Source organism: Kocuria salsicia, from assembly GCF_039532055.1.
Classification (GTDB): domain Bacteria; phylum Actinomycetota; class Actinomycetes; order Actinomycetales; family Micrococcaceae; genus Kocuria; species Kocuria salsicia.
Genome location: NZ_BAAARF010000003.1, coordinates 388918 through 414220, shown reverse-complemented (window position 1 = coordinate 414220; position 25303 = coordinate 388918). Strand labels below are relative to the sequence as shown.

Sequence of the window (25303 nt, the reverse complement as noted above, 5' to 3'; positions counted from 1 at the left end):
CGTCAGGTGCCGAACGGCCCGGGCGGCGTCGTGCACCACAGGCCGGCACCAGCGAACAGGGCCGCCCAGAGCAGGGAGACGAGCGTGCCGATGATGAACTGCTCCCGCTGCTGGGCGTTGGTGAACTCGCCGTAGCGGGCGAGACCCTTGACAGCCACGATCACGGCGATCCCGGCCACCATGCCGGTCATGAGCGAGACGATCGCCGCTGCGCGTTCGAGTGCGCCGATCACAAGTCCTCCGCGCAGGGGCGGGTCCACGGGGTCGGCCACGGCATCGGACTCGGTCCAGGGGCTCACCTCAGGCGCGGGGCGCTCGTCGGAGACGTCCGCGAAGGAGAAGACCGCGCGGACCACGGGATCCCCAGACAGGGTGCCGGCCACGAGGAGGGCGGGAAAGGTCCACACCCCCGGTGCGGTGCCTGCGAGCCACGTCCACACCGCCGTGACCGCCACGAGCACGAGCGGCAGCGCAACGGTGGCCAGGGGGCGCAGCGCCGTCATGAATCCCGCCCCTGATCGGCGAGGTCCAGCAGCGCCACGAGCGTCTCCCGCACCGCGTGCTCCTCGTGCCACAGCGCGGCTGCGAGTCGTCGTGACACCGAGGACTGGGCGATTCCCAGGGAGGTGGCCATCTGCTGCTGGGTCTGCCCGTCGTCGGCCAGGGCAGCGGCCCGGGCCCCGGCGTCCGTCCGGCGGTCCCGGACGGCGCACACGAGATCCAGCACGATTCCCGTCCGCTCGGCCCACTCGTTGCCGCTCACCACCGGGGCGCCGTGGTCCTTCGCACGGGTGACCGCGTCACGGGCGGCGACGAACGCCGGGCCCGTGGACTCCCGTACGGAGTCGCCCAGGGGCAGGTCCACGGGGCCGATGCCCAGGCCGACGTGCCACCGGGCCGAGTCCGCGAGGTGCAGCAGCGCGCTCAGGGCGGCCGCAGCGTCGTCGTACAGGGCCTGGAGCTCGTCCCCCGCGCTCACGTCCCAGCCGAGAACCGGGCGGGGCAGGCCGTGCTGCAGCTCGTCGCGCAGCGCGGAGATCTCCAGCGCCGGGCCGTCACGGCGTGACGCGCGTCGGTCGATCGTCAGGACGAACACGATGACTCCCTCTGCTTTATGCGATCAGCACTGCATGACAGCATGCTATGCGTTTAAAACCGCATATCAGCGGCAGTGCGTTACCGCCCCGTCTCCGTCACGTTGCCCACGTTGTCTACAAGGACCGCGGGGAAGCCGTCCTCGTCCGAGGCGGCGAGGTCGATGCGCGCATTGATGCCCCAGTCGTGGTGACCGTCGGGGTCGTCGAAGACCTGCGTGACCGTCCAGAAGCCCGCGAGACCGTCGGGGTTCTCGTTGATGCGGATCAGAGCCGGCCCGCGGGACTGGGCATCCGTGTAGATGTCCTCGTACTCGGCGAAGTAGGCGTCCAAGGCGTCTGCCCACCGGTCGCGGTTCCACCCGGTCTTCTCGTCGAGCGCGCCGAGGACCTTGTCCTTCTCCTGAGCGAAGAGCTCCACGCGCTGGAACAGGGCGTTGCGCACCATGACGCGGAAGGCCCGCGTGTTGGAGGTGACGCCCTCGGGCTGCTCCGCCACGAGCTCCTCGAGCGAGTCCACGCTGGTCCCGGAGGGAGACTCCACACCGGAGGCGAGCTTCTCCCACTCGTCCAGCAGGGAGTTGTCGGTCTGGCGGATGCTCTCGCCGAGCCACTCCACGAGGTCCGTGAGCGCCTCGGTGCTCGCGTCCACGGGCACCGTCTGGCGCAGGGCCTTGTAGGCGTCCGAGAGGTAGCGCAGCAGGATGCCCTCGGAACGGGCCAGACCGTAGAACTGCACGTAGTCCCCGAACGTCATGGCGCGCTCGTACATGTCCCGCACGATCGACTTGGGGGAGAGCTCGAACTGGGAGACCCAGGGCGCGGAACTCCGGTAGGTCTCGAACGCCTGCTCGAGGAGCTCCTTCAGCGGCTGCGGGTAGGTGATCTCGTCGAGCTCGCGCATCCGCTCCATGTACTCGAGACCCTCGGCCTTCATGGCGGCCAGCGCTTCGCCCTTGACCTTCTTCTCCTGCAGGTTCAGTACTTGCCGGGGCTTCTCGAGGGTGGCCTCGATGACGGAGACGACGTCGAGGGCGTACGTCTCGGACTCCGGGTCCAGCAGTCCCAGCGCGGCGAGGGCGAATGGTGACAGCGGTTGGTTGAGCGCGAAGTTCTCCTGCAGCTCCACGGTGAGCCGGTAGCGGCGCCCCGTCTCGTCCGGCTCGGGCAGCCGCACGACCACCCCGGCGCGCAGCAGCTCCTTGAGGATGGCGAGGGCCTGGCGCACGAGAGCGCGCTGGCGCGCCCGGGGCTCGTCCACGCTGGTGAGCAGCCGGTAGCCCGCGGTGATGTTGTCCCCGGGGCGCTGGAGCATGTTGAGCACCATGGAGTGGGTGACGTCGAAGGACGAGGTGAGGGGCTCGGGCGTGGCTTCCACCAGGTGGTCGAAGGTCTTGCGGCTCCAGGACACGAATCCTTCGGGCGCTTTCTTTTTGGGCACCTGGCGCAGCTTCTTCTGGTCGTCCCCGTGCTTGGCCCGTGCCTTCGCCATGGCCCGCTCGTTCTCGATCACGTGCTCCGGGGCCTGGACCACCACCGTTCCGGCGGTGTCGTACCCGGCACGGCCGGCACGACCGGCGATCTGGTGGAACTCGCGCGCGCTCAACCGGCGGGTGCGGCGGCCGTCGTACTTGGACAGCGCCGTGATCACTACCGTGCGGATGGGCACGTTGATCCCCACGCCCAGGGTGTCTGTGCCACAGATGACCTTCAGCAGCCCGGTCTGGGCGAGCTGCTCCACGAGCCGGCGATACTTGGGCAGCATGCCCGCGTGGTGCACGCCGATTCCGTGGCGCACGAGCCGGTTCAGCGTCTTGCCGAAGCCGGCCGAGAACCGGAAGTCCTTGATGAGCTCCGCGACCCGCTGCTTCTCGTCCTTGCTCAGCACGTCCACGGACATCAGGCTCTGCGCCTGCTCCGCGGCCTGCAGCTGGGAGAAGTGCACCACGTAGACCGGGGCCTGGTGGGTGGTGAGCAGCTCCTCGAGCTCCTCGTGGATCGGGCGCTCGGAGTAGTAGTAGTGCAGGGGGATGGGCCGCTCGGTGGAGGTCACGAGCGCCGTGGCGCGCCCGGTGGTCTCCTCGAGCCGCTGCTCGATGCGGGAGACGTCCCCGAGGGTGGCGCTCATGAGGAGGAACTGGGCCTGGGGCAGCTCGATGAGCGGGGCCTGCCACGCCCACCCGCGCTGGGGGTCCGCGTAGAAGTGGAACTCGTCCATGACCACCACGCCGAGGTCCGCGTCCGGGCCCTCCCGTAGTGCCACGTTGGCGAGGATCTCCGCGGTGCAGCACACGATGGGGGCGTCCTGGTTCACGGCGGAGTCGCCGGTGACCATGCCCACGTTCTCCGCGCCGAAGATCTCGCAGAGGTCGAAGAACTTCTCGGACACGAGTGCCTTGATGGGTGCCGTGTAGTACGAGCGCTGCCCGCGAGCGAGCCCCGCGAAGTGCGCGGCCACGGCCACGGTGGACTTCCCCGAGCCCGTGGGGGTCGCCAGGATCACGTTGGACCCGTTGGCCACCTCCAGCACGGCCTCGTCCTGCGCGGGGTACAGCTCCATGTCCCGGGAGGCGATCCAGCCCAAGAACCCCTCGTAGACCTCGTCCTCGCTCAGCGGGTTGGACGCGAAGTCACCCCGCAGGTAGTGGTGGCCGGGTGCGGAGAGATCGGGTGCCAGGGAGTCGAGGAGTTTCATCCCAGCCAGCCTATCGGGAGCCCCTGACACGCAGAACGACGTCGCTCTCGCCCCAGTGGGGGGGGGACGCGCAGGCGCCGCGCCCCGCGGGAGGGAAGGGGTTCCTTCAGGCGGCCAGGGCACGGCGGGATGTGGCCTTCGTGCCCGCGGGCGACGACCGGCCTAGAGTTTGTTGCGTGCCGTGGCGCGGGCATCCACCCGGCGACACAGCAGCGCGAAGACCGCGCCCGAGAGGTTGTGCCAGACGGAGAACACGGCACCCGGCAGGGCGGCCACAGGGGACATGTACTGCGCCGCGAGACCGGCGGCGAGACCCGAGTTCTGCATGCCCACCTCGATGGCAGTCGTGCGCCGCACCGGCGCGGGTTGGCCCGTCACCCGGCCCACGGCCCAGCCGAGGAGCAGCCCGAGCACGTTGTGCACGGCCACGGCGACGAGCACAAGCAGCCCCGCCTGCACGATCTCGTCCGCCGACCCGGAGACCACGATGGCCACGATGGCGGCGATCACCACCACGGAGAACCAGGGCAGCACCGGGAGCAGGCGGGAGACCACGCGGGGCAGGGCGAGGCGGACCACCAGCCCGAGCACCACGGGCAGCAGCACGACCATCGCGATCGAGCGGGCCATGGCGGCGCCGTCGAGGGGCATGTACGCACCCGCGAGCCACAGCGTCAGCAGCGGTGTGAGCAGGGGAGCGAGCAGGGTGGAGATCGAGGTCATGGTCACGGACACGGCCACGTCACCGCGAGCCAGGTACGAGACCACGTTCGACGCCGTGCCGCCCGGGGCGCAGCCCACGAGGATCACGCCCGCGGCGATCTCCGGGGGCAGCTGCATCAGCCACGAGACGAGCACGGCGACCCCGGGCATCACCACGTACTGCGCGAGCACGCCCACGGCGATGGGGACGGGGCGCTTTGCCACGAGCGCGAAGTCAGCGGGGCGCAGGGTCAGGCCCATCCCGAACATCACGAGCCCCAGCAGGGTGTTGGTCCAGGGTGCGGCCTGGTGCACGGTGGGCGCGAAGAGGTACCCCGCGAGCCCACCGGCCAGCACGAGGACGGGGAACACGAGCACCGCCACGTAGGCGGCGCGGTCCGCGGTACCGGGCCCCGCGGCGTCGTCGGCGGAACCGGCCTCGGCGCGGGGCGAGGGGGTGCTCACCAGCCGCGCTCTTCCCACTCCCGCAGGTGCGGCCGCTCCGCGCCGAGGGTTGTGGGGGCACCGTGGCCGGGGTGGATCACGGTGTCGTCGTCGAAGCGGTCGAAGATCCGCTGCGTGACGTCCGTGTAGAGCTGCCGGAACGCCTCGGGGGAGTCCGTCTTGCCGAGACCGCCCGGGAAGAGTGAGTCGCCGGTGAAGATGTGGGCGGGGCCGTGCGGGTCCCGGTAGACGAGCGCGATGGAACCGGGGGTGTGCCCGCGCAGCTCGATGACCTCCAGCTCGAAGCCGTCCAGCTCGGCGGTGTCCCCGTTCTCGAAGGTGAGGTCCATGGGCACCGCGATGTCGTTCTCGTCCGCCGCGCCGCACGCGGTCATGGCCTCCGAGTGCGTGGCCACCTCCTCCAGTGCCCGCACGTGGTCCCAGTGCGAGTGCGTGGTGACGATCAGCTGGAGGTTGGCCCAGTCCGAGCAGTCACCCGAGCCCGCGGCGACCATCCCGGCGATGGCGCGGGCGTTGTCCGCGGCGTCGATGAGCACCTGCGTGCCCTCCGCCTTGGAGGTCAGCAGGTACACGTTGTTGTCCATGTCACTCACGGAGATGCGCCGAATCGTGATGTCGGTGAGCTCCGTGACCTCTGTCTGGGTGGCGATCATGGCAGAGAGTCTAGGCCGCAGCCCGGTTGCGGGCGAACGGTCCAGGCCGTGCGACGCGCGGGGTGTGGCGGATCCAACACCGTCCCCGTCGACGCGGCACGCATCGCACCATATAGTTGCGTGAAACAAATATCTTTCCGTGGCACCCGTGTGCCCTCCGACCCCGCCCGGGAGGTGCCCGTGCCCCTGTCCCGCGAAACCGCCGAGGAGCTCGTCCGCGACCTGTTCGAGCTGCAGCGGGCCACCCGCCGGGTGCTCAAGGAGACGGCGGCGCACCGGGAGCTGTCGACGTCGCAGGTGAACGTCCTCACGTTCCTCTCGTGCCGGCCTGGTCGCCGCGCGAAGGACCTGGTGGCCGAGTCCAGCCTGGGGGCGTCCGGGATGAGCCGGCACCTCGCGGCCCTGGAGCAGCTGGGCCACGTGGCCCGCGCGCAGGACCCTCAGGACGGCCGCGCCCAGATCGTGGACATCACGGAGACCGGTCGCCGGGCGCTTGAGGCGCACCTGCGCCAGGACGCCGAACACCTCGCCGCCCGGCTGGCCGGGCTGGACGAGGCCCAGGCGCGCCGCACCCGCGAGGACCTGTCCAGTCTCACGGACCTTCTGACGCGGTCGCTGGGCACCGGCCGGGAGAGCACACCGCCCGCTGCCCGGGAGACTGAGTCCCACACCCCACCCCCGCAACCCGCCGCACCGGTGTCCCCGGAGCGCGGAGAGGAGACCCGCTCGTGACAGCCACCCAGGACCCGGGCCGCCCCGCCCGCACCGCCCGCACCCCCGACCAGGAGCACCGCGATGTCCTGCGGGCCCTGACCGGAATCCTCGCCGCGTTCTTCATGGCGATGGTCACCCTGACCATCATCGGCACCGCCCTGCCCGTCATCATGGCGGATCTCGGCGGGGACCAGACCGCGCTGTCGTGGACGGTCACGGGCACGCTGCTCGCCAACGCCGTCACCACCCCGGTGTGGGGCAAGCTGGCCGACCTCTTCGACAAGAAGAAGCTGCTGCTGGGCGCCATCGCCATCTTCGTGGTCGGCTCGGCGGTCGCGGGTCTCGCCGGCTCGATCACCATGCTCGTGGTGGCCCGCGTGATCCAGGGCGTGGGCATGGGAGGTCTCACGGCGCTGTCCCAGACCATCCTGGGAGCGATCATCGCCCCGCGCGAGCGGGGGCGCTACGCGGGGTATATGGGGGCCGTGATGGCCGTGGCCACGTCCGTGGGGCCGCTGCTGGGCGGGCTGATCGTGGACGCCTTCGGCTGGCGCTGGTGCTTCCTGATCCCCGTGCCGCTGTCCGTCCTCGCGGCGGTGCTGATCGTGCGCACGCTGCGCGTGCCGGAGGTCCGGCGCGAGCAGACACCCAAGGTGGACGTGCTGGGCATGGCCCTGCTCGCGGTGGCCACCTCCGGGCTGCTGCTGTGGGTTTCCTTTGCGGGCAAGCTCTTCGAGTGGGGCTCGTGGCAGTCGATCGCGCTGATCGTGGTGACCGTGCTCGGCACCGTGGCGTTCGTGGCCGTGGAGCGGCGTGCGAGCGAGCCCGCCATGCCGCTGAACGTGATCACGGAGCGCACCACCGTGCTCGCGATCATCGCCGCGATCGCCACCGGCGGTGCCATGTTCGCCTCCACCACCTACCTGGGCCAGTACTTCCAGCTTGGCCAGGGCTACACGCCCACCGAGTCCGGCCTGCTCATGCTCCCGCAGGTGGTCGGCTCGTTCCTGGGGTCCATGGTCGCGGGGCAGCTGATCACCCGCTTCGGCCGGTGGAAGCGCGTGCTGATCGTGGGCGGCATGGTGCTCTCCACGGGCCTGTTCCTCGCCTCGCAGCTGAACCACACCACGCCGGCGTGGCTCGTGGGGGTGTTCATCTGCCTCGTGGGCCTGGGCGTGGGCACGCTGAACCAGAACCTCGTGCTCGCGGTGCAGAACACCGTGGGGCTCAAGGACATGGGTGCGGCGTCCTCGGCCGTGGCCTTCTTTCGCACCGTGGGCGGCGCCGTGGCCGTCTCGCTCTTCGGCGCGCTGCTCACCCGTCACCTCTCCACGCAGATGACGGCCTTCGCCGCCGAGCACGGCATGGACTCCTCCGCCACGCCGGACGCCGCCTCGATGGACCTCGCGGGCCTGCCGCCCGCCGTGCTGGAAGCGATCCGCGAGGCCTACGGCACGGGCACCGGTCTGCTCTTCCTGGTGGCGGGTATCGCGTCCCTGGTCACCCTGGCGTGCGTGCTGCTCATGGTGGAGGTCCCGCTGCGGGCCACGGTGGACGTGGCCGAGGTGGACCCGGAGACCGGGCAGATCACGGTGGTCCAGCGCCGCATGGACCCGGTTGCGGCCGCCGGGCTGCGCATGCAGCACGCCGAGACGGGGCAGATCCCCGTGGTCGACGCGCGCGCCTCCGGCCTGCGCCGCTCCGCCCACGAGCGCCGGGGCGAGGAGGCCCTGTCGCCCCGCGGTTCGCACGCGGCGGCTCCCGCGACGACGGGCCCCTCGGACCCCTCGGTTTCCGCTGCGGTGGCCAGCAGTGCCGACGACGACGCCGCGCAGCCGGACGGGCAGGCGGGGTCGCCTGAGCACGGGGCGCCCGAGTACGGGTCCCCGGATCACGGGTCGCCTGAGCAGAGCTCGTCCGGGCGCGGCCGCCACCGCGCCTGACACGGGGCCGCCAAGAGTGTCGGAGGCAGCGACTAGAGTTGCAGCCGTGTCAGAGCGAACCCCTTCATCCGATGCCCAGTCCACGTCCGTGCTCGCCGAGCGCACGGCACACGAGCACGCGCCGAAGACCCGTGCCTCCGGGGTCTCGGACCTCACGGAGATCGTGGTGCAGGGGGCGCGCGAGCACAACCTGAAGAACGTGGACCTCACCATCCCGCGGGACTCCATGGTCGTGTTCACGGGCCTGTCCGGGTCCGGGAAGTCCTCGCTCGCGTTCGACACCATCTTCGCGGAGGGTCAGCGGCGCTACGTCGAGTCCCTGTCCTCCTACGCGCGCATGTTCCTGGGGCGCGTGGACAAGCCGGACGTGGACTTCATCGAGGGGCTCTCCCCGGCGGTGTCCATCGACCAGAAGTCCACCTCCCGCAACCCGCGCTCCACGGTGGGCACCATCACCGAGATCTACGACTACATGCGTCTGCTGTGGGCGCGCATCGGCCACCCGCACTGCCCCGTGTGCGGGGAGCCCATCACCAAGCAGACCCCGCAGCAGATCGTGGACCAGCTGCTCGAGCTGCCCGAACGCACCCGTTTCATGGTGCTCGCACCCGTGGTCAAGGGCCGCAAGGGCGAGTTCCAGGACCTGTTCCAGCAGCTGAGCCAGCAGGGCTACGCGCGCGCCGTCGTGGACGGCGAGACCGTCCAGCTGGAGGACGCTCCCAAGCTGAAGAAGCAGTACAAGCACACCATCGACGTCGTGGTGGACCGCCTGACCGCCAAGCCGGACGCCCGGCAGCGGCTCACGGACTCCGTGGAGACCGCCCTGAACCTGGCCTCCGGGCGCGTGGTGGTGGAGCTCGTGACCCGAGAGGGGGAGGAGACCCCGTGGGCGGATGCCCGGCGCACGTTCTCCGAGCACCTCGCGTGCCCCAACGAGCACCCGCTGCAGACGGACGAGATCGAACCCCGCTCCTTCTCCTTCAACGCGCCCTTCGGCGCGTGCCCCGAGTGCGACGGCATCGGCTCGCGGCTCGAGGTGGACGAGGACCTCGTGGTCCCGAACCCGGACCTCTCCCTCGTGGAGGGTGCCATTGCACCGTGGTCCCTCGGCAAGGCCACGAGCGACTACTGGAACCGGCTGCTGGCCGGGCTCGGCGAGGAGGTCGGCTTCGACCTCGTCACGCCCTGGAAGGACCTTCCGACCAAGGCGCGCAAGGCGATCCTGCACGGCAAGGACTACAAGGTCACCGTGGCCTACAAGAACAGGTGGGGCCGCGAGCGGCGCTACACCCAGGGCTTCGAGGGGGTCTTCGGCTACATCAAGCGCAAGCACGAGGAGACCGAGTCGGACCACGCCAAGGACCGCTACGAGCAGTACATGCGGCAGGTGGCCTGCCCCGAGTGCGGGGGCGCGCGGCTGAACCCCACGATCCTCGGCGTGACCGTGGGCGGGAAGAACATCGCGGAGGCCACCCGGCTGCCCATGCGGGACTCCCTGACCTTCTTCGAGCAGCTGGAGCTGGACAGCCGCGAGGCGAAGATCGGCGACCAAGTGCTCAAGGAGATCGTGGCGCGCCTGACGTTCCTGATCGACGTCGGGCTGGACTACCTCAACCTCGAGCGCGCCGCGGCCACCCTCTCCGGCGGAGAGGCGCAGCGGATCCGGCTGGCCACGCAGATCGGCGCCGGGCTCGTGGGCGTGCTCTACGTCCTGGACGAGCCCTCCATCGGCCTGCACCAGCGGGACAACCGGCGCCTGATCGACACCCTGCTGCGGCTGCGGGACATGGGCAACACGCTCATCGTGGTGGAGCACGACGAGGACACCATGCGCGAGGCCGACTGGGTCGTGGACGTGGGACCCGGCGCCGGCGTGCACGGCGGTGACGTGGTGCACTCCGGCACCTACGACGAGCTGCTGCACAACCGGGAGTCCATCACCGCGGACTACCTCACCGGGCGCAGGCTCATCGAGGTGCCCCGGAAGCGCCGCCCGATCGACCCCAAGCGCAAGCTGACGGTGGTCGGGGCGCGCGAGAACAACCTGCAGAACCTCACGGTGGACTTCCCCCTGGGGGTCTTCGTGGCCGTCACGGGTGTCTCCGGCTCCGGGAAGTCCACGCTCGTCAACGACATCCTCTACACGAGCCTGGCCAACCAGCTCAACGGTGCCAAGCAGGTGCCGGGTCGCCACCGGCGCATCGACGGGCTGGAGCACCTGGACAAGGTGGTGCACGTGGACCAGAGCCCCATCGGGCGCACCCCGCGCTCCAACCCCGCCACGTACACGGGGGTCTTCGACCGGATCCGCAAGCTCTTCGCGGAGACCCAGGAGGCCAAGGTCCGCGGCTACCAGCAGGGCCGGTTCTCCTTCAACGTCAAGGGCGGGCGCTGCGAGGCGTGCTCCGGTGACGGCACGCTGAAGATCGAGATGAACTTCCTGCCGGACGTCTACGTTCCGTGCGAGGTGTGCAAGGGGGCCCGATACAACCGCGAGACCCTCGAGGTGCACTACAAGGGCAAGAACATCGCCGAGGTGCTGGACATGCCCATCGAGGAGGCGGCCGAGTTCTTCGCCCCGTTCACCGCGATCGCGCGCTACCTCAACACCCTCGTGGAGGTGGGCCTGGGCTACGTGCGCCTGGGCCAGCCTGCCACCACCCTCTCCGGTGGCGAGGCCCAGCGCGTGAAGCTCGCCGCGGAGCTGCAGAAGCGCTCCAACGGGCGCACCATCTACGTCCTGGACGAGCCCACCACGGGTCTGCACTTCGAGGACATCCGCAAGCTGCTGATGGTGCTGCAGAGCCTCGTGGACAAGGGCAACAGCGTCATGACCATCGAGCACAACCTGGACGTCGTGAAGTCCGCGGACTGGATCGTGGACCTCGGCCCCAACGGCGGCTCGGGCGGTGGCACGGTCGTGGCCGAGGGGACCCCGGAGCAGGTGGCCCGCAACGAGGACAGCTACACGGGCCAGTTCCTGCGCGAGGTGCTCGAGAGCTCCGCCGCGAGGGAAGCCGCCCACGAGGCGGGCGAGCCGGCCACGCGGGAGATGGCGACGTCGGGGGAGCGGGCGTGAGCCCGCAGCGGCCCGTGGTGCTGTGGGACCTGGACGGCACCGTCCTGGACCCCGCCGGGGCCATCACGGACGGCATCGCGGAGGCGCTGTGGACGTGTGGGTTCGACGTCCCGGAGAACCTCGAACGCTTCGTCGGACCGCCCATCGGGGAGTCCCTGCGGCGCTACACCGACGTCCCGGAGGATCAGATCCGACAGGTGGTCTCCGTCTACCGGGCCGGCTACCTCACCGAGGGCCTCGAGCGCACGCGCCTCTACCCCGGGATCCGGGAGGTGCTCGACACCCTCGCGCAGCGGGGCGTGCGGCAGGCCGTCGCCACGCAGAAGCCCGAGCGCATCGCGACCACCGTGGTCGAGCGCTTCGACCTCGCCGGGTACTTCGAGACCGTCTCCGGCGCTGCGGACGACCTCGCCGGTCCCGGTGCGGGTGCGGGGAACGGCCCCGGTGCCGCGAACGCGCCCGGACCCCTGCACGACAAGCCCGCGATCATCGGCGAGGCCCTGCGCAGGCTCGGGGCGCTGCCCCCCGACCCCACCCGCACGGTCATGGTGGGGGACCGCAGCTACGACGCGGACGGCGCACGCAGCCACGGCATCGACTGCGTGGGCGCGCTGTGGGGCTTCGCTCAGCCCGGCGAGCTGGAGGGCGAATGTGCCGCACTCGCCCACGAGCCCGGTGATTTGGCACACTTGCTCCTGCCATACACGGAGCAGTAGGGAGCGCGAGCGATGATCACCAAGTACGACGTGACCAAGGCCACGGTGGCCCGGACCCTCAAGCTGCTTTGCCGACCGGTGATCACGGGCGTGGACCGGCTCCCCGAGACGGGGCCCGTCATCATCGCCTCCAACCACCTCACCTTCCTGGACTCGGTCATCATCTCCGCGTTCATGCCGCGCCGCGTGAAGTTCATCGCGAAGGCCGAGTACGTGAACAGCCCGGGGATCAAGGGCTGCCTGATGCGTCAGGCCTTCGAGTTCATCGACATCATCCCGGTGGCCCGCGGGCTGCAGAGCGAGTCCGTGGCCGCGCTGCAGCCGGCGGTCGAGCACCTGCAGCAGGGCCGGGTCTTCGGGATCTACCCGGAGGGCACCCGCTCCCGGGACGGCTACCTCTACCGGGGCCACTCCGGCGTCGCCTACCTCGCCCTGCTCACGGGCGCTCCCGTGGTGCCGGTGGGCATGATCGGCACCCAGCGGCTGCAGCCCCCGGGGGCCACGATGATCCGCCCCGCCAAGTTCGAGATGCACGTGGGGGAGCCCATCACCGTGCCCGCCGCCGGCATGCGCCAGACCGGGCGGATGCGCAAGGATCTCGTGGCCCAGGTGATGGACACCATCGCCGGGCTCTCGGGCCAGCCCCGCAAGGACGTCTACAACGTGTCGCCGTCGGCGCAGAGGGACCTGGGGAATGGCTGATCCGGCAAGCTACAGGCCGGCACGACAGGACATCCCCACCAATCCGGGCGTCTACCGCTTCCGGGACGAGCACGGCCGCGTCATCTACGTGGGCAAGGCCAAGAACCTGCGCAACCGCCTGTCCTCGTACTTCGCGCCGCTGAACCAGCTCGCGCCCAAGACGCGGGCCATGGTGACCACGGCCGCCGCGGTGCAGTGGACCGTGGTGGGCTCCGAGTTCGAGTCCCTGCAGCTCGAGTACACGTGGATCAAGGAGTTCGCGCCGCGGTTCAACATCGCCTACCGGGACGACAAGTCCTACCCGTACCTGGCCGTGACGATGTCCGAGGACGTCCCGCGCGCCATGGTCACCCGGGGGGAGAAGAAGCCGGGCAACCGCTACTTCGGCCCCTACTCCCAGGCGTGGGCCATCCGCGACACCCTGGACGCGCTGCTGCGGGTGTTCCCCGTGCGCACGTGCACCAAGGGCGTGTTCCAGCGGGCCGAGCGCAGCGGCCGGCCGTGCCTGCTGGGCTACATCGACAAGTGCTCCGCACCCTGCGTGGGGGAGATCTCCCGGGAGGACCACCGGGAGCTCGCTGACGACCTCTGCCGGTTCATGGCCGGGCACGCCAAGCCGTACATCCGCGAGCTGACGCGCCAGATGAACGAGGCCGCCGAGCGCATGGACTTCGAGACGGCCGCGGCCCGGCGGGACGACGTCGCCGCCCTGGAGCGCGCGTTCGAGCGCAACACGGTGGTTCTGCCGGACAGCACGGACGCGGACTTCTTCGCGATCGCCGAGGACGAGCTCGAGGCCGCCGTGCAGGTGTTCTACGTGCGCGGCGGGCGCATCCGTGGCCAGCGTGGGTGGGTCACAGAGAAGGTCGAGGACGTGACGACCGCCGAGCTGATGACCAACCTGCTGCAGCAGGTCTACGGGGAGGCGCAGTCCGGGCTCGCGCAGCCCGCCCGGACCCGGCGCAGGAGTGCCGCCCAGGGCAGCGAGGACGTGGTGGGCCAGCACCGCAGGACCTCCGAGCTCGCCTACCGCCAGGACACCATCCCGCGCACCGTCTACGTGTCCGCGGAGCCGGACGAGACGGACGAGCTGCGCGGGTGGCTGAGCGAGCTGCGCGGCTCGCACGTGAGCATCCAGCGGCCCCAGCGGGGGGAGAAGGCGCAGCTGCTGGAGACCGTGGCGGAGAACGCCCGGCAGGCGCTGGCGCTGCACAAGTCCCGCCGCGCGGGAGACCTCACCACCCGGTCCGCCTCCCTGCAGCAGCTACAGGAGGCGCTCGGGCTGCCGGACGCGCTCATGCGCATCGAGTGCTACGACATCTCCCACGTCCAGGGCACCAATGTTGTCGCGTCCATGGTCGTGTTCGAGGACGGACTGCCCCGCAAGTCCGAGTACCGCAAGTTTTCGATCACCGGTGACGCCGCCCGGGACGACACCGCCTCCATGTACGACGTGATCCACCGCCGGTTCTCCCGCCACGTGGAGCAGCAGCGCCGCGCCGAGGAGAAGGGCGTGAGCACGGGGGAGGTCGAGGCGGACACGGAGGACGCGACGTCGCGCGCGTTCGCCTACCCGCCCAACCTCGTGATCGTGGACGGCGGCCCGCCTCAGGTGGCCGCCGCCCAGCGGGCACTGGACGACCTCGGCGTCACGGACGTGCACGTGGTGGGCCTGGCCAAGCGCCTGGAGGAGGTCTGGGTGCCGGACGACGAGTTCCCCGTGATCCTGCCGCGCGCCTCCGAGGGGCTGTTCCTGATGCAGCGGGTCCGGGACGAGGCCCACCGCTTCGCGATCACGTTCCACCGCCAGAAACGCTCCAAGGCCATGACGGTTTCCGCACTGGACGAGATCCCGGGGCTGGGCCCGGCCAAGCAGAAGGCACTTCTCAAGCACTTCGGCTCGGTCAAGAAGCTGCGGGCGGCCTCCGCGGAGGAGATCCTCGAGGTCAACGGCTTCGGCCCCGCGCTGGCGGTGAAGGTCGCGGAGGCCCTGGGCGGCCGGGAGTCCGGCGTCCGCGAGCCCGTGATCGATACGGAGACCGGAGAGCTGCTCGACTGACGTGAAACTGGTCTACCCTGGGGGGAACCTTGCAGTCGGCAGATCAGGCGGTCCTTTACCCCATGAGCACCCCACCCCCGGATGCCGCACACCACGCGCTGGAGCCGGTGAAGCCTCCCACGACGGAGCTGCTCATCGTCACCGGGATGTCGGGCGCGGGCCGTTCCACGGCCGCGAACGCACTGGAGGACCTGGGCTGGTACGTGGTGGACAACCTGCCGCCACAGATGCTCGGCACTCTCGCGGACCTGGCGTGCCGCGCTCCGCAGACCCTGCCCAAGCTGGCGGTCGTGATCGACGTACGCGGCAAGGCCCTGTTCAACGACATGAAGGAGACCTTGGCCGCGCTGGAGACCTCAGGCGTCGAGTTCTCGGTGCTCTACCTCGAGGCGTCGGACGAGGTGCTGGTCTCGCGCTACGAGCACCAGCGCCGGCCCCACCCCCTGCAGGGCGGCGGGCGGATCCTGGACGGGATCAGGGCGGAGCGGGAGACGCTGAAGGACCTGCGCGAGACGGCGGACTCGGTGCTGGACACCTCCTCGTTCAACGTGCACGCCCTGACCCGGGCCGTGGCGGACATGTTCTCCACGAGCGGGCCCGTGGTGCTGCGCCTGACCGTGATGAGCTTCGGCTTCAAGTACGGGGTGCCCGCGGACGCGAACTTCGTGGCGGACGTGCGGTTCATCCCCAACCCGCACTGGGTCCCCGCGCTGCGCCCCCGTACGGGCAAGGATCCCGAGGTGCGGGACTACGTCTTCGGCAACGAGGGCGCCCAGACCTTCGTGGACCGCTTCGTGGCCATGCTCGAACCGGTCTTCGCGGGCTACCGCACCGAGAGCAAGCACTACGCGACCATCGCCATCGGCTGCACGGGCGGCAAGCACCGCTCGGTCGCGATCACCGAGGAGGTCGCCCGGAGGCTTGGCAAGTCCCCGAGGGTGACTGTGAACATCCAGCACCGGGACATGGGCCGCGAATAGTCCCGCCCCCTGACATGACGGATCCCATGAGCACATTTCCTTCGACGGGTGCGTTGCCCCGGCTGCCGCTGAGCAGCCGCCGCGACGTGGATCCCTACCACTCCCTGGACCCCTCCGCGCGAGAATCCCTCACGGACGCGGACTCCGTGGTCGCCCTGGGCGGTGGCCACGGTCTCTCCGCGAGCCTCTCGGCCCTGCGGCTGCTGGCGCCGGCTCTCACGGCGGTCGTCACGGTCGCGGACGACGGTGGATCCTCCGGCCGGCTGCGCGATGACCTCGGCGTGCTGCCCCCCGGTGACCTCCGGATGGCGCTGGCCGCCCTGTGCGACGACTCCCAGTGGGGCCGCACGTGGAGCGACGTCATGCAGCACCGCTTCAGCGTCGAGCAGCACCCCGACGAGGGGCTCGACAACCACGCCCTCGGCAATCTGCTCATCGTGACGCTGTGGGAGCTTCTCGGGGACCCCGTGGAAGGTCTGCGCTGGGCCGGCGCGCTGCTCGGCGCCCGCGGCCAGGTGCTGCCCATGAGCTGCGAGCCGCTCGTGATCGAGGGAGATGTCTCCCCGGGCAGCAGCCCGACGACGGCGTGCCCCCCTGAGAAGATCGTGCGAACCGTCACCGGCCAGTCCCGGCTGGCCAAGGAGGCGGACGTGTGCAACGTGCGGCTCAGCCCGGCGGACGCCCCGGCGTGCCCGGAGGCCGTCTCCGCGATCGAGGAGGCGGCGTGGGTGGTGCTCGGTCCCGGTTCGTGGCACACCTCGGTGCTGCCTCACCTGCTGCTGCCCGAGCTGCGGGACGCGATCTGCGCGTCCCCGGCCAAGCGTCTCGTCACGCTCAACCTCTCGCGGGACTCGGAGACCCTCAGCATGGGCTCGGGAGACCAGCTGCGCGTGCTTCAGCGCTACGCGCCCGAGCTGCGCCTCGACGTCGTCCTCGCGGACCCCTCGGCGGCCGAGTCGCCCAAGGACGTCGAGGCCGCGGCCGCCCAGCTGGGAGCGGAGGTGCACTGGGACTCCCTGCGGGAGAAGAACGGCAGCTCCGCGCACAACCCCTTCAAACTGGCCGCCGCCTACCAGCAGATCATGAACGCGCGGGGCTGACGGCCCCGTACCCCTCCGTCCACCTAGCGTCAAGGAGATCGTCCGTCATGGCATTGACCGCCTCGGTCAAGGAAGAACTCGCCCATCTGCAGGTCCGCAAGTCGGCCGTGCGCGCCGCGGAGCTCTCCGCCCTGCTGCGCTTCGCGGGTGGTCTGCACATTGTGGGCGGACGGATCGTTGTGGAGGCGGAGCTCGACACCGAGTCCGTGGCCCGGCGCACGGCCCGGACCGTGGGAGAGGTCTTCGGCCACGACTGCGAGCTCGGCGTGATCAGCGGCGGGGGGCTGCGCCGCGACCGCACCTGGGTGGTGCGGGTGGCCAAGGACGGTGAGGCCCTCGCCCGTCGCACGGGTCTGCTGGACGCCCACGGGCGCCCGGTGCGGGGACTGCCGCCCACGGTGGTCAACGGCAGTGTGGAGGAGTCCGCCGCCGTGATCCGAGGAGCGTTCCTGGCCCACGGCTCGCTCACGGAGCCGGGGCGGGCGGCCGCCATGGAGTTCACATGCCCGGGTCCAGAGGCGGCACTTGCGCTCGTGGGCTCGGCCCGGCGCCTGGACGTGCTCGCCAAGGCGCGGCAGGTCCGCGGAGTGGACCGGGTGGTCGTGCGCGACGGCGACACCATTGCGGCGCTGCTCACCCGTCTGGGTGCCCATCGGGCCCTGCTGCAGTGGGAGGACCGCCGCATGCGCAAGGAGGTGAGGGCCACGGCGAACCGGCTCGCCAACTTCGACGACGCCAACCTGCGCCGTTCCGCCCAGGCCGCCGTCACCGCGGGCGCCAAGGTCGAGCGCGCCCTCGCCATCCTGGGCGACGAGGCGCCCGAGCACCTGCGTGCCGCGGGTCGGCTACGGGTGGCCAACAAGCAGGCGAGTTTGGACGAACTGGGCAGGCTGTCCGAGCCCCCGCTGACCAAGGACGCGATCGCGGGGCGGATCCGACGCCTGCTCGCCATGGCTGACCGCCGCGCGGAGGAGCTCGGCGTGGCCACCACGTCCGAGTTCGCGGCCCACGCGAGTGCGGAGCACGCCGAGCAGACGGACCCGGCCCGGTCCAACGCCTGACTGGCGGCCTCTTGGCGGGTCCGACCTCATGTGGGTTTGTGTGGGGTCAGGTGAATGAGACGTGAAAACTCGGTTTTGCCACTGTCGCAGCGGCCCGGATCCCGGTAGAATAGAGCCGAAAGACCAGGCGGGACCGCCCGATGGGCGGCCACTGCGGTGTGGGAATGAGACCGATTGGTTTCGATCCAACATCACGGTAGCGCGGCCATGACGACCGCGGCCTGCCGCACCACGACACAGAGGAGATCGCAGTGACAGTCAAGGTTGGCATCAACGGTTTCGGGCGCATCGGCCGCAACTTCGCGCGGGCGCTGTACAGCCACCACGGCCACGACATCGAGCTGGTCGCGGTGAACGACCTCACCGATCCGGAGACGCTCAAGCACCTCTTCGAGTTCGACTCCGTGATGGGCCGTCTCGGCACGGACGTTTCCCTGGACGGGGACGTCATGACGGTGGACGGCCACAAGGTCAAGTTCCTGGCCGAGCCTGACCCCTCCAAGCTGCCCTGGGGCGAGCTCGGCGTGGACATCGTGATCGAGTCCACCGGTCGCTTCACCACCGGTCCCAAGGCCAAGGCGCACCTGGACGCGGGCGCCAAGAAGGTCGTCCTGTCTGCCCCGGGCAAGGAGGTTGACGGCACCTTCGTCTACGGCGTGAACCAGGAATCCTACGACCCCGAGACCATGAACATCGTCTCGGCCGCCTCCTGCACCACCAACTGCCTGGCGCCGCTGGCCAAGGTTCTCAACGACGAGTTCGGCATCGAGCGCGGCCTGATGACCACCATCCACGCCTACACGGGTGACCAGCGCCTGCACGACGCCCCCCACAAGGATCTGCGCCGTGCCCGCGCGGCCGCGCTGAACCTCATTCCCACGACCACCGGTGCCGCAGCCGCTGTGGGCCTCGTGCTCCCGGAGCTCAAGGGCAAGCTGGACGGCTTCGCCGTCCGCGTGCCGGTCCCCACGGGCTCGCTCGTGGACCTCACCGTGGACGTGCGCGAGGACGTCACGGTCGAGGCCGTGAACGCCGCCGTGAAGAAGGCTGCGGAGGGCCCCTTCAAGGGCATCATCGAGTACTCGGAAGAGGCGCTGGTCTCCAAGGACATCGAGGGCTACGACGTCTCCACGGTGTTCGACGCGCCGCTGACCAAGGTCATCGACAACGAGGTCAAGGTCATCGCCTGGTACGACAACGAGTGGGGCTACACCATCCGCCTGGTGGACTTCGTCTCGTACGTGGCCGATAAGCTCTGAGTCAGACCGTTCAGTGGCGCCGGTGCCCCGAGGGTGCCGGCGCCACTGTCGTCAGATCGTGATCACCCCAGGGAAAGGATGACAGACATGGCCAAGTCGCTCGACGATCTCATTGCCGAGGGGGTCTCGGGGCGCCGAGTTCTCGTGCGCTCGGATCTCAACGTTCCGCTCGACGGCTCCACGGTGACGGACGACGGACGCGTGCGCGCGTCCCTGCCCGTCCTCAGCAAGCTCGCGGAGGCTGGTGCGCGCGTCATCGTCATGGCGCACCTGGGACGGCCCAAGGGAACCGTGGACCCGAGGTACTCCATCAAGCCCGCCGCTGACCGGCTGGCCAAGCTCTCCGAGGCACCCGTAGTCGTCGCCACTGACGTGGTCGGCGAAGACGCGAAGGCCAAGTCGGACGCGCTCGAGGACGGCCAGATCCTGGTGCTCGAGAACGTCCGCTTCGACCCGCGCGAGACCTCCAAGGACGACGCCGAGCGGCAGCAGTTCGCCAAGGAGCTCGCCGCGCTGACCGGTGAGAACGGCGCGTACGTGGACGACGCTTTCGGCGCCGTGCACCGCAAGCACGCCTCCGTGTACGACATCGCGTACGAGCTGCCGAGCTACCTGGGTGATCTGGTGAAGACGGAAGTGGACGTGCTGAGCAAGGTCATCTCGGACCCAGAGCGCCCGTTCGTGGTGGTCATGGGCGGCTCCAAGGTCTCCGACAAGCTCGCTGTGATCGACAACCTGATCGGCAAGGCGGACTCGTTGCTGATCGGCGGCGGCATGGTCTTCACCTTCCTCGCCGCGCAGGGTCACGCCGTGGGTTCGTCACTGCTGGAGAAGGACCAGATCGACACCGTCAAGGGTTACCTGGACCGGGCGGAGGCGGCCGGCACAGAGATCGTGCTGCCCGTGGACGTCGTCTACGCCGCGAACTTCTCGGAGGACGCTGAGCACGAGGTGCGCCCCGTGGCGGACATCGAGGGCGGCTCCATCGGCGACTCCGGCCTGGGCCTGGACATCGGGCCCGAGTCCGCAAAGATCTTCGCGGAGAAGATCGCCGCGGCGAAGACTGTGTTCTGGAACGGCCCGGTGGGCGTGTTCGAGATGGCCCCGTTCGCCAACGGCACCAAGGCCGTGGCGCAGGCGCTGGCCACGTCCGACGCCATGAGCGTGATCGGCGGCGGCGACTCCGCCTCCGCCGTGCGCAACCTGGGCTACCGGGACGAGCAGTTCGGCCACATCTCCACAGGCGGCGGCGCCTCCCTGGAATTCATCGAGGGCAAGCAGCTTCCGGGCGTGGTGGCCCTCGGCGCGTGAGCGCCCCACAAAGCACCAGCCATCCGAGCGAAGGAGTCTCAGCATGACCACGCAGACCAACGGAGTTTTCGACCGGACGCCCGTGATCGCGGGCAACTGGAAGATGAACATGGACCACACGCAGGGCATCGCGCTGGTCCAGAAGCTCGCGTGGACGCTCAAGGACGCCAAGCACGACTACTCCCGTGCGGAGGTGGTGGTCTTCCCGCCGTTCACGGACCTGCGATCGGTGCAGTCCCTGGTGGAGGGGGACGGCCTGCAGATCAAGTACGGGGCACAGGACCTCTCCGACCAGGACAAGGGGGCCTACACGGGCGACGTCTCCGGTGAGTTCCTCGCCAAGCTCGGCTGCAGCTACGTACTGGTGGGCCACTCCGAGCGACGCCTCATCCACCACGAGACGAACGAGCAGTGCCGGGACAAGATCCGTGCCGCGATCCGACACGGCCTCACCCCCATGCTGTGCGTGGGGGAGGGGCTCGAGGAGCGCCAGGCCGGGCGTCACGTGGAGTACACGCTTGAGCAGCTGCGCGGCAGCCTCGCGGAGCTGACCGCCGGCGAACTCGAAGGCCTCGTGGTGGCCTACGAGCCCGTGTGGGCCATTGGCACCGGTGAGGTCGCCGGCCCCGAGGACGCGCAGGAGATGGCGAAGGCCGTGCGTGCGGAGCTCGAGAGCCTCTACGGCGCGGAGTTCGCGCGCGCCACCCGTGTGCTCTACGGCGGCTCGGTGAAGTCCTCGAACGTGGCCTCCATCATGGCGGGTCCGGACGTGGACGGTGCCCTCGTGGGCGGTGCCAGCCTCGATGCGGAGGAGTTTGCTAAGATTGCACGGTTCGAGCAGCACCTGGTCACCGATCAGTGATGTCGCGTCAGCTTTCGGTCGGCGCGTTGCTCACCCCCAGTTCTATGTGAATCGAGGCATTTCGTGGAGATCCTCCTGATCGCCCTCCAGGCGGTCATCGTGGTCACGAGCATCCTGTGCATCATGTTCGTCCTGCTCAACAAGGGCAAAGGCGGTGGTCTGTCGGACATGTTCGGCGGCGGAATGACACAGTCCTTGAACACCTCCGGTGCGGCGCAGAAGAACGTCGTGCGCATCACCACCGTGCTGGCGATCATCTGGGTGCTGGCCATCGTCGGCTACGCGCTGGTCCTCCGGTTCAACCCGGTGGCCTGAGCAGGCGCTCCACGGCATCCACCACGCAGCGCCACGTCACAACCAGCAGGCACTGGCACAGAGCGAAGGCCCGGACCGTCACGGTCCGGGCCTTCGTCGTGGCCAACACGGGTCCCCTGCTCAGTCCTCGGACTGCGCGGACGATCCGTCCGGGTCCTCCGGTACCCCCGGCAGCGCGTCCTCGGTGACGAGCCACAGGGTCTCCTGAGTGCCACGGACCGCGCTGCCCGGCGCCTCCACCGGCGTGACACCGGCACGGCGGATGCTCGCCAGGGCGTCAGCCTTGGGAGCGCCGGAGACGAGCAGCCAGACCTTGTGCGCGGAGTTGATCGCGGGCAGGGACATCGTCACACGCTCGGGCGGGGGCTTGGGGGAGTCGGCGACCGCGAACACGGTCGCGTCGGTGCGCAGCACGTCCTTCCGCCCCGGGAACAGGGACGCCACGTGCGTGTCCGGACCCAGGCTCAGGAGGGCGACGTCCACGTGCGGCAGGTCCCCGGTCGAGCCCTCGGCCTCCGCGGCCGCTGCAAGCTCCGCGCGATAGTCGGCCGCGGCCTCGTCGGCGGTGCTGATCTCATCCGAACCGGCCACGGGGTGCACACGGTCCCAGTCAAGCTCGAGGGTCTCGTCCCACGCGTCCGCGGCCTGGACCCCGTTGCGCTCGGGGTCCGCGCCGGGGAGGAAGCGCTCGTCGGACCACCACACGTTGACGCGCGACCAGTCGATCAGCGCGGCATCCGGGCTCGCGGCGACCTCACCGATCACACGCGTGCCCATGCCGCCGCCGGTGAGCAGCACCGTGGCCTCTCCGCGCTCGTCCTGGGCGGCCTCCAAGACCCCCAAGAGTCGGGCGGCTGTGTCCCGCGCGAGGCGGTCTTCCCCGTCGTGGGGGACCAGTCGCGGCTGGGGCGGCAGGGTCGCGCTCATGGGCGCACCGCCCCGTCGGCCTCGTCAGACCCCGACGTCGAGGTGTCCCCCTCACCGTCGCGGGCAGCAGCCCCACCCCGGTCTGCTGCTTCCGCCGTCATGTGCTCTGAACCGGTCTCGACGACGGCGTCCTCGGCCTCGACGACGTCGCCCACCTCCTGTTTGGCCTGGGCCGCCGTGCAGACCTCCGCGGCGTCGAGACCCGCGCGGATCACCTCGCCGTAGACCTCGTCCGCGTCGAGCCGCCGCAGCTCCTCGGCCAGGCAGGTCTTCAGGTCTCGCACGGGCATGGCGATCTGCTGGTCCGGCTGGTCAGGCTGGGAGAGCACGGCAACGGTGCGGCCAGGGCGGTTGATCTCCACGGCGCCCTGGTCCGTGAGCAGGGCAACGCGGTCCAGGGCCCGGCCGGAGCCGTCCGTGCGGATGGTGACCTTGGCCCCGAGCCGCTGCGAGAGCCACACGCCCAGCAGCAGCATGGACGGTGCCACGGCGTTGCCCTCGAGCACGATCTCCCTGACTGCAACGGGGCCCACCTGGTCGAGGACCGCCGCGAGCTGGACGCGCCAGTTCGTGATGCGCGTCCACGCGAGGTCCGTGTCGCCGGGGGTGTACTGCCGCGCGAGCTGCGTGAGCGAGGCGAACGGCTCGTCTGCGCGGGATGAGTCCGTGATGCGTCGGTGCGCGATCCTGCCGATCGAGCTCTCGCTGGGGTTCTGCGGGAAGTCGTGCGGCCACCACGCCACAATGGGGGCGTCCGGCAGCAGCAGCGCGGAGACGAGGGTCTCCGTGGGCTCGGCGAGGTCGCCGTAGCCGTGCATGAGGATGACCTCCGACGCGCCAGCGTCGCCGCCCACGCGCAGCTGCGCGTCCAGGCGGGTCTCGTCCGTGCGCGAGTGCGCCACGTGCACGATGATCCGGCACGGGTGCTCGTGGCTCGCGTAGTTCGCCGCCTCGACCGCCATCTCCGAGTGCCCCGCCTGCGCGAGGATCACCAGCGTGAGCACGCGCCCGAGCGTCACCACGCCGTTCTCGTCCCGCAGCTGGTTGAGCTTCTTCTCGATCTTCGCTGCGGTGGTGTTCTCCATCTGAACAATCACGGTCGCCTCCAGACCCGGCCGTCACGGGCCATCAACTCGTGGGCCGACTCCGGACCCCATGAACCGGGCGCGTACGGCTCGGGTTGCACTTGGTGCTCGGACCAGTAGTTCTCGAACGGGTCCAGGATCTTCCAGGACAGCTCCACCTCGGAGTGGTCCGGGAACAGGGGCGGCTCGCCCAGCAGCACGTCGAAGATCAGCCGCTCGTACGCCTCCGGGCTGGACTCCGTGAACGCGTGGCCGTAGCCGAAGTCCATGGTGACGTCCCGGATCTCCGACTGCGTGCCGGGGACCTTGGAGCCGAAGCGGATGGTCACGCCCTCGTCCGGCTGGATGCGGATCACGATGGCGTTCTGGCCGAACTCCTCGTTGTCCGTGTCCCGGAAGAGCAGGTTCGGGGACTTCTTGAATGCCACCGCGATCTCCGTGACCCGCCGGCCGAGCCGCTTGCCCGCGCGCAGGTAGAACGGCACGCCCGCCCAGCGGCGGTTGTTGATGTCCACGCGCAGGGCCGCGAAGGTCTCGGTGCGAGAGTCAGCGGGGATGTCCGACTCCTCGTGGAAGCCCTTGACGAACTCGCCGCCCTGCAGACCGGACGTGTACTGGCCCAGGGCCGAGTGCTCACCGAGGTCAGAGGGCAGCACCACGGACTCGAGGACCTTGGCCTTCTCCCGGCGCAGGTTGTGCGCGCTGAACGAGGCCGGCTCCTCCATGGCCGTGAACGCCAGCAGCTGCAGCAGGTGGTTCTGGATGACGTCACGGGCCGCACCCACGCCGTCGTAGTAACCGGCGCGGGAGCCGATGCCGATCTCCTCGGCCATTGTGATCTGCACGTGGTCCACGTACCGGGCGTCCCACAGGGGCTCGAACATCTGGTTGGCGAAGCGCAGCGCCAGGATGTTCTGCACCGTCTCCTTGCCCAGGTAGTGGTCGATGCGGAACACACTGTCCGGGCGGAAGACCCGCTCCACGATCGCGTTCAGCTCCCGGGCGGAGTCGAGGTCGTGGCCGAACGGCTTCTCGATGACCACCCGCCGCCAGCCCTTGCTGTCCTGCGAGTCCGCGAGGTCGTGGTCCGCCAGCTGCTGGCACACCACCTCGAACGTCTTGGGCGGGATGGACAGGTAGAACGCGTGGTTGCCGCGGGTGCCGCGGTCGCGGTCGAGCTCGTCGAGCGTCTGCGCGAGACGCACGTAGGCGTCGTCGTCGTCGAACTCGCCGTGCACGAACCGCAGCCCCGAGGCGAACTGGTTCCAGAGGTCCTCGTTGTAGGGCGTGCGGGCGTGCTCGGCGACGTGCTCCTTGACGTACTCCGCAAACTGGGCGTCGTCCCAGTCCCGCCGGCCGAACCCCACGAGGGAGAAGGCCGGAGGGAGCAGGCTGCGGTTGGCGAGGTCGTACATGGCCGGCAGCAGCTTCTTCTTCGCGAGGTCGCCGGTGACGCCGAAGAGGACGAGGGCCGACGGCGCCGCGACGCGTGTCAGACGCCGGTCGCGTGGATCACGCAGGGGGTTGTGTTGGGTGTTCTCAGGCACAGGCTCGCCGTCCGTTCGCGGGTTGTCGGGTGGG

The 25303-nt window shown here is 69.9% G+C and carries 21 protein-coding genes; 13 read left to right on the top strand and 8 right to left on the bottom strand.

Annotated features, from left to right (window positions below):
* Nucleotides 1–2: 2 nt before the first annotated feature.
* The 5 genes from ABD264_RS01875 to ABD264_RS01855 form a co-directional block, all read right to left on the bottom strand.
* The gene (locus tag ABD264_RS01875; protein ID WP_144942645.1) at nucleotides 3–503 is read right to left on the bottom strand and encodes a hypothetical protein; all 501 of its coding nucleotides are present in this window, start codon (nucleotides 501–503) and stop codon (nucleotides 3–5) included.
* Nucleotides 500–1096, bottom strand: coding sequence for a transcriptional regulator (locus tag ABD264_RS01870; RefSeq protein ID WP_144942646.1), 597 nt, complete (start codon nucleotides 1094–1096; stop codon nucleotides 500–502). Before ABD264_RS01870 ends, ABD264_RS01875 begins: the two co-directional genes overlap by 4 nt.
* Before the next feature lie 80 nt (nucleotides 1097–1176).
* Complete coding sequence (locus tag ABD264_RS01865; protein WP_303106430.1) at nucleotides 1177–3789, bottom strand: DEAD/DEAH box helicase; 2613 nt, start codon at nucleotides 3787–3789, stop codon at nucleotides 1177–1179.
* Between the two features lie 162 nt (nucleotides 3790–3951).
* Complete coding sequence (locus tag ABD264_RS01860) at nucleotides 3952–4959, bottom strand: bile acid:sodium symporter family protein (RefSeq protein WP_425554282.1); 1008 nt, start codon at nucleotides 4957–4959, stop codon at nucleotides 3952–3954.
* Nucleotides 4953–5609, bottom strand: a complete 657-nt coding sequence (locus tag ABD264_RS01855) for an MBL fold metallo-hydrolase (RefSeq protein ID WP_144942648.1) — start codon at nucleotides 5607–5609, stop codon at nucleotides 4953–4955. The genes ABD264_RS01860 and ABD264_RS01855 overlap by 7 nt, the downstream gene beginning before the upstream one ends.
* A gap of 120 nt (nucleotides 5610–5729) precedes the next feature.
* On the opposite strand from ABD264_RS01855, the gene ABD264_RS01850 reads away from it, so the two are divergent.
* The 13 genes from ABD264_RS01850 (at nucleotide 5730) to secG (ending at nucleotide 21710) form a co-directional block, all read left to right on the top strand.
* Entirely contained in the window at nucleotides 5730–6341 is a 612-nt protein-coding gene (locus ABD264_RS01850; protein ID WP_344203837.1) for a MarR family winged helix-turn-helix transcriptional regulator, read from the top strand.
* Nucleotides 6338–8266 carry an MDR family MFS transporter gene (locus ABD264_RS01845; protein WP_290499773.1) on the top strand — a complete coding sequence of 643 codons (1929 nt, stop codon included), beginning with the start codon at nucleotides 6338–6340 and terminating at the stop codon, nucleotides 8264–8266. The genes ABD264_RS01850 and ABD264_RS01845 overlap by 4 nt, the downstream gene beginning before the upstream one ends.
* Before the next feature lie 88 nt (nucleotides 8267–8354).
* Nucleotides 8355–11345, top strand: a complete 2991-nt coding sequence (gene uvrA, locus ABD264_RS01840) for an excinuclease ABC subunit UvrA (RefSeq protein ID WP_344204535.1) — start codon at nucleotides 8355–8357, stop codon at nucleotides 11343–11345.
* Complete coding sequence (locus ABD264_RS01835) at nucleotides 11342–12061, top strand: HAD hydrolase-like protein (protein WP_244944652.1); 720 nt, start codon at nucleotides 11342–11344, stop codon at nucleotides 12059–12061. The genes uvrA and ABD264_RS01835 overlap by 4 nt, the downstream gene beginning before the upstream one ends.
* A gap of 12 nt (nucleotides 12062–12073) precedes the next feature.
* A complete protein-coding gene (locus ABD264_RS01830; RefSeq protein ID WP_145009186.1) occupies nucleotides 12074–12763 on the top strand; it encodes a lysophospholipid acyltransferase family protein in 690 nt (229 codons plus the stop codon).
* Nucleotides 12756–14822 (top strand): excinuclease ABC subunit UvrC, encoded by a 2067-nt coding sequence (uvrC, locus tag ABD264_RS01825; RefSeq protein ID WP_303106434.1) that lies wholly within the window; start codon nucleotides 12756–12758, stop codon nucleotides 14820–14822. Before ABD264_RS01830 ends, uvrC begins: the two co-directional genes overlap by 8 nt.
* Nucleotides 14823–14884: 62 nt before the next feature.
* Nucleotides 14885–15802: an RNase adapter RapZ gene (gene rapZ, locus ABD264_RS01820; protein ID WP_144942651.1), complete on the top strand. Its 918-nt coding sequence runs from the start codon at nucleotides 14885–14887 to the stop codon at nucleotides 15800–15802.
* A 26-nt stretch (nucleotides 15803–15828) separates the two neighbouring features.
* Nucleotides 15829–16902 carry a gluconeogenesis factor YvcK family protein gene (locus ABD264_RS01815; protein WP_144942652.1) on the top strand — a complete coding sequence of 358 codons (1074 nt, stop codon included), beginning with the start codon at nucleotides 15829–15831 and terminating at the stop codon, nucleotides 16900–16902.
* A gap of 47 nt (nucleotides 16903–16949) precedes the next feature.
* On the top strand, nucleotides 16950–17963 hold the full coding sequence (whiA, locus tag ABD264_RS01810) for a DNA-binding protein WhiA (protein ID WP_144942653.1): 1014 nt from the start codon (nucleotides 16950–16952) through the stop codon (nucleotides 17961–17963).
* A 251-nt stretch (nucleotides 17964–18214) separates the two neighbouring features.
* Nucleotides 18215–19222 carry a type I glyceraldehyde-3-phosphate dehydrogenase gene (gap, locus tag ABD264_RS01805; RefSeq protein WP_144942654.1) on the top strand — a complete coding sequence of 336 codons (1008 nt, stop codon included), beginning with the start codon at nucleotides 18215–18217 and terminating at the stop codon, nucleotides 19220–19222.
* Nucleotides 19223–19309: 87 nt separating this feature from the next.
* Entirely contained in the window at nucleotides 19310–20533 is a 1224-nt protein-coding gene (locus ABD264_RS01800; protein WP_144942655.1) for a phosphoglycerate kinase, read from the top strand.
* A 43-nt stretch (nucleotides 20534–20576) separates the two neighbouring features.
* Complete coding sequence (gene tpiA, locus ABD264_RS01795) at nucleotides 20577–21395, top strand: triose-phosphate isomerase (RefSeq protein ID WP_094394033.1); 819 nt, start codon at nucleotides 20577–20579, stop codon at nucleotides 21393–21395.
* 63 nt (nucleotides 21396–21458) lie between these two features.
* Nucleotides 21459–21710 (top strand): preprotein translocase subunit SecG, encoded by a 252-nt coding sequence (gene secG, locus ABD264_RS01790; RefSeq protein WP_144942656.1) that lies wholly within the window; start codon nucleotides 21459–21461, stop codon nucleotides 21708–21710.
* 120 nt (nucleotides 21711–21830) lie between these two features.
* Here secG and pgl read toward each other — a convergent pair whose 3' ends face one another.
* Genes pgl through zwf form a run of 3 tightly spaced genes read right to left on the bottom strand, consistent with a single transcriptional unit; the run spans nucleotide 21831 to nucleotide 25269 of the window.
* Nucleotides 21831–22637, bottom strand: a complete 807-nt coding sequence (gene pgl, locus ABD264_RS01785; RefSeq protein ID WP_344203825.1) for a 6-phosphogluconolactonase — start codon at nucleotides 22635–22637, stop codon at nucleotides 21831–21833.
* Nucleotides 22634–23734 (bottom strand): glucose-6-phosphate dehydrogenase assembly protein OpcA, encoded by a 1101-nt coding sequence (locus ABD264_RS01780; protein WP_313960153.1) that lies wholly within the window; start codon nucleotides 23732–23734, stop codon nucleotides 22634–22636. Before ABD264_RS01780 ends, pgl begins: the two co-directional genes overlap by 4 nt.
* On the bottom strand, nucleotides 23731–25269 hold the full coding sequence (gene zwf, locus ABD264_RS01775; RefSeq protein ID WP_344203822.1) for a glucose-6-phosphate dehydrogenase: 1539 nt from the start codon (nucleotides 25267–25269) through the stop codon (nucleotides 23731–23733). Before zwf ends, ABD264_RS01780 begins: the two co-directional genes overlap by 4 nt.
* Nucleotides 25270–25303 lie beyond the last annotated feature (34 nt).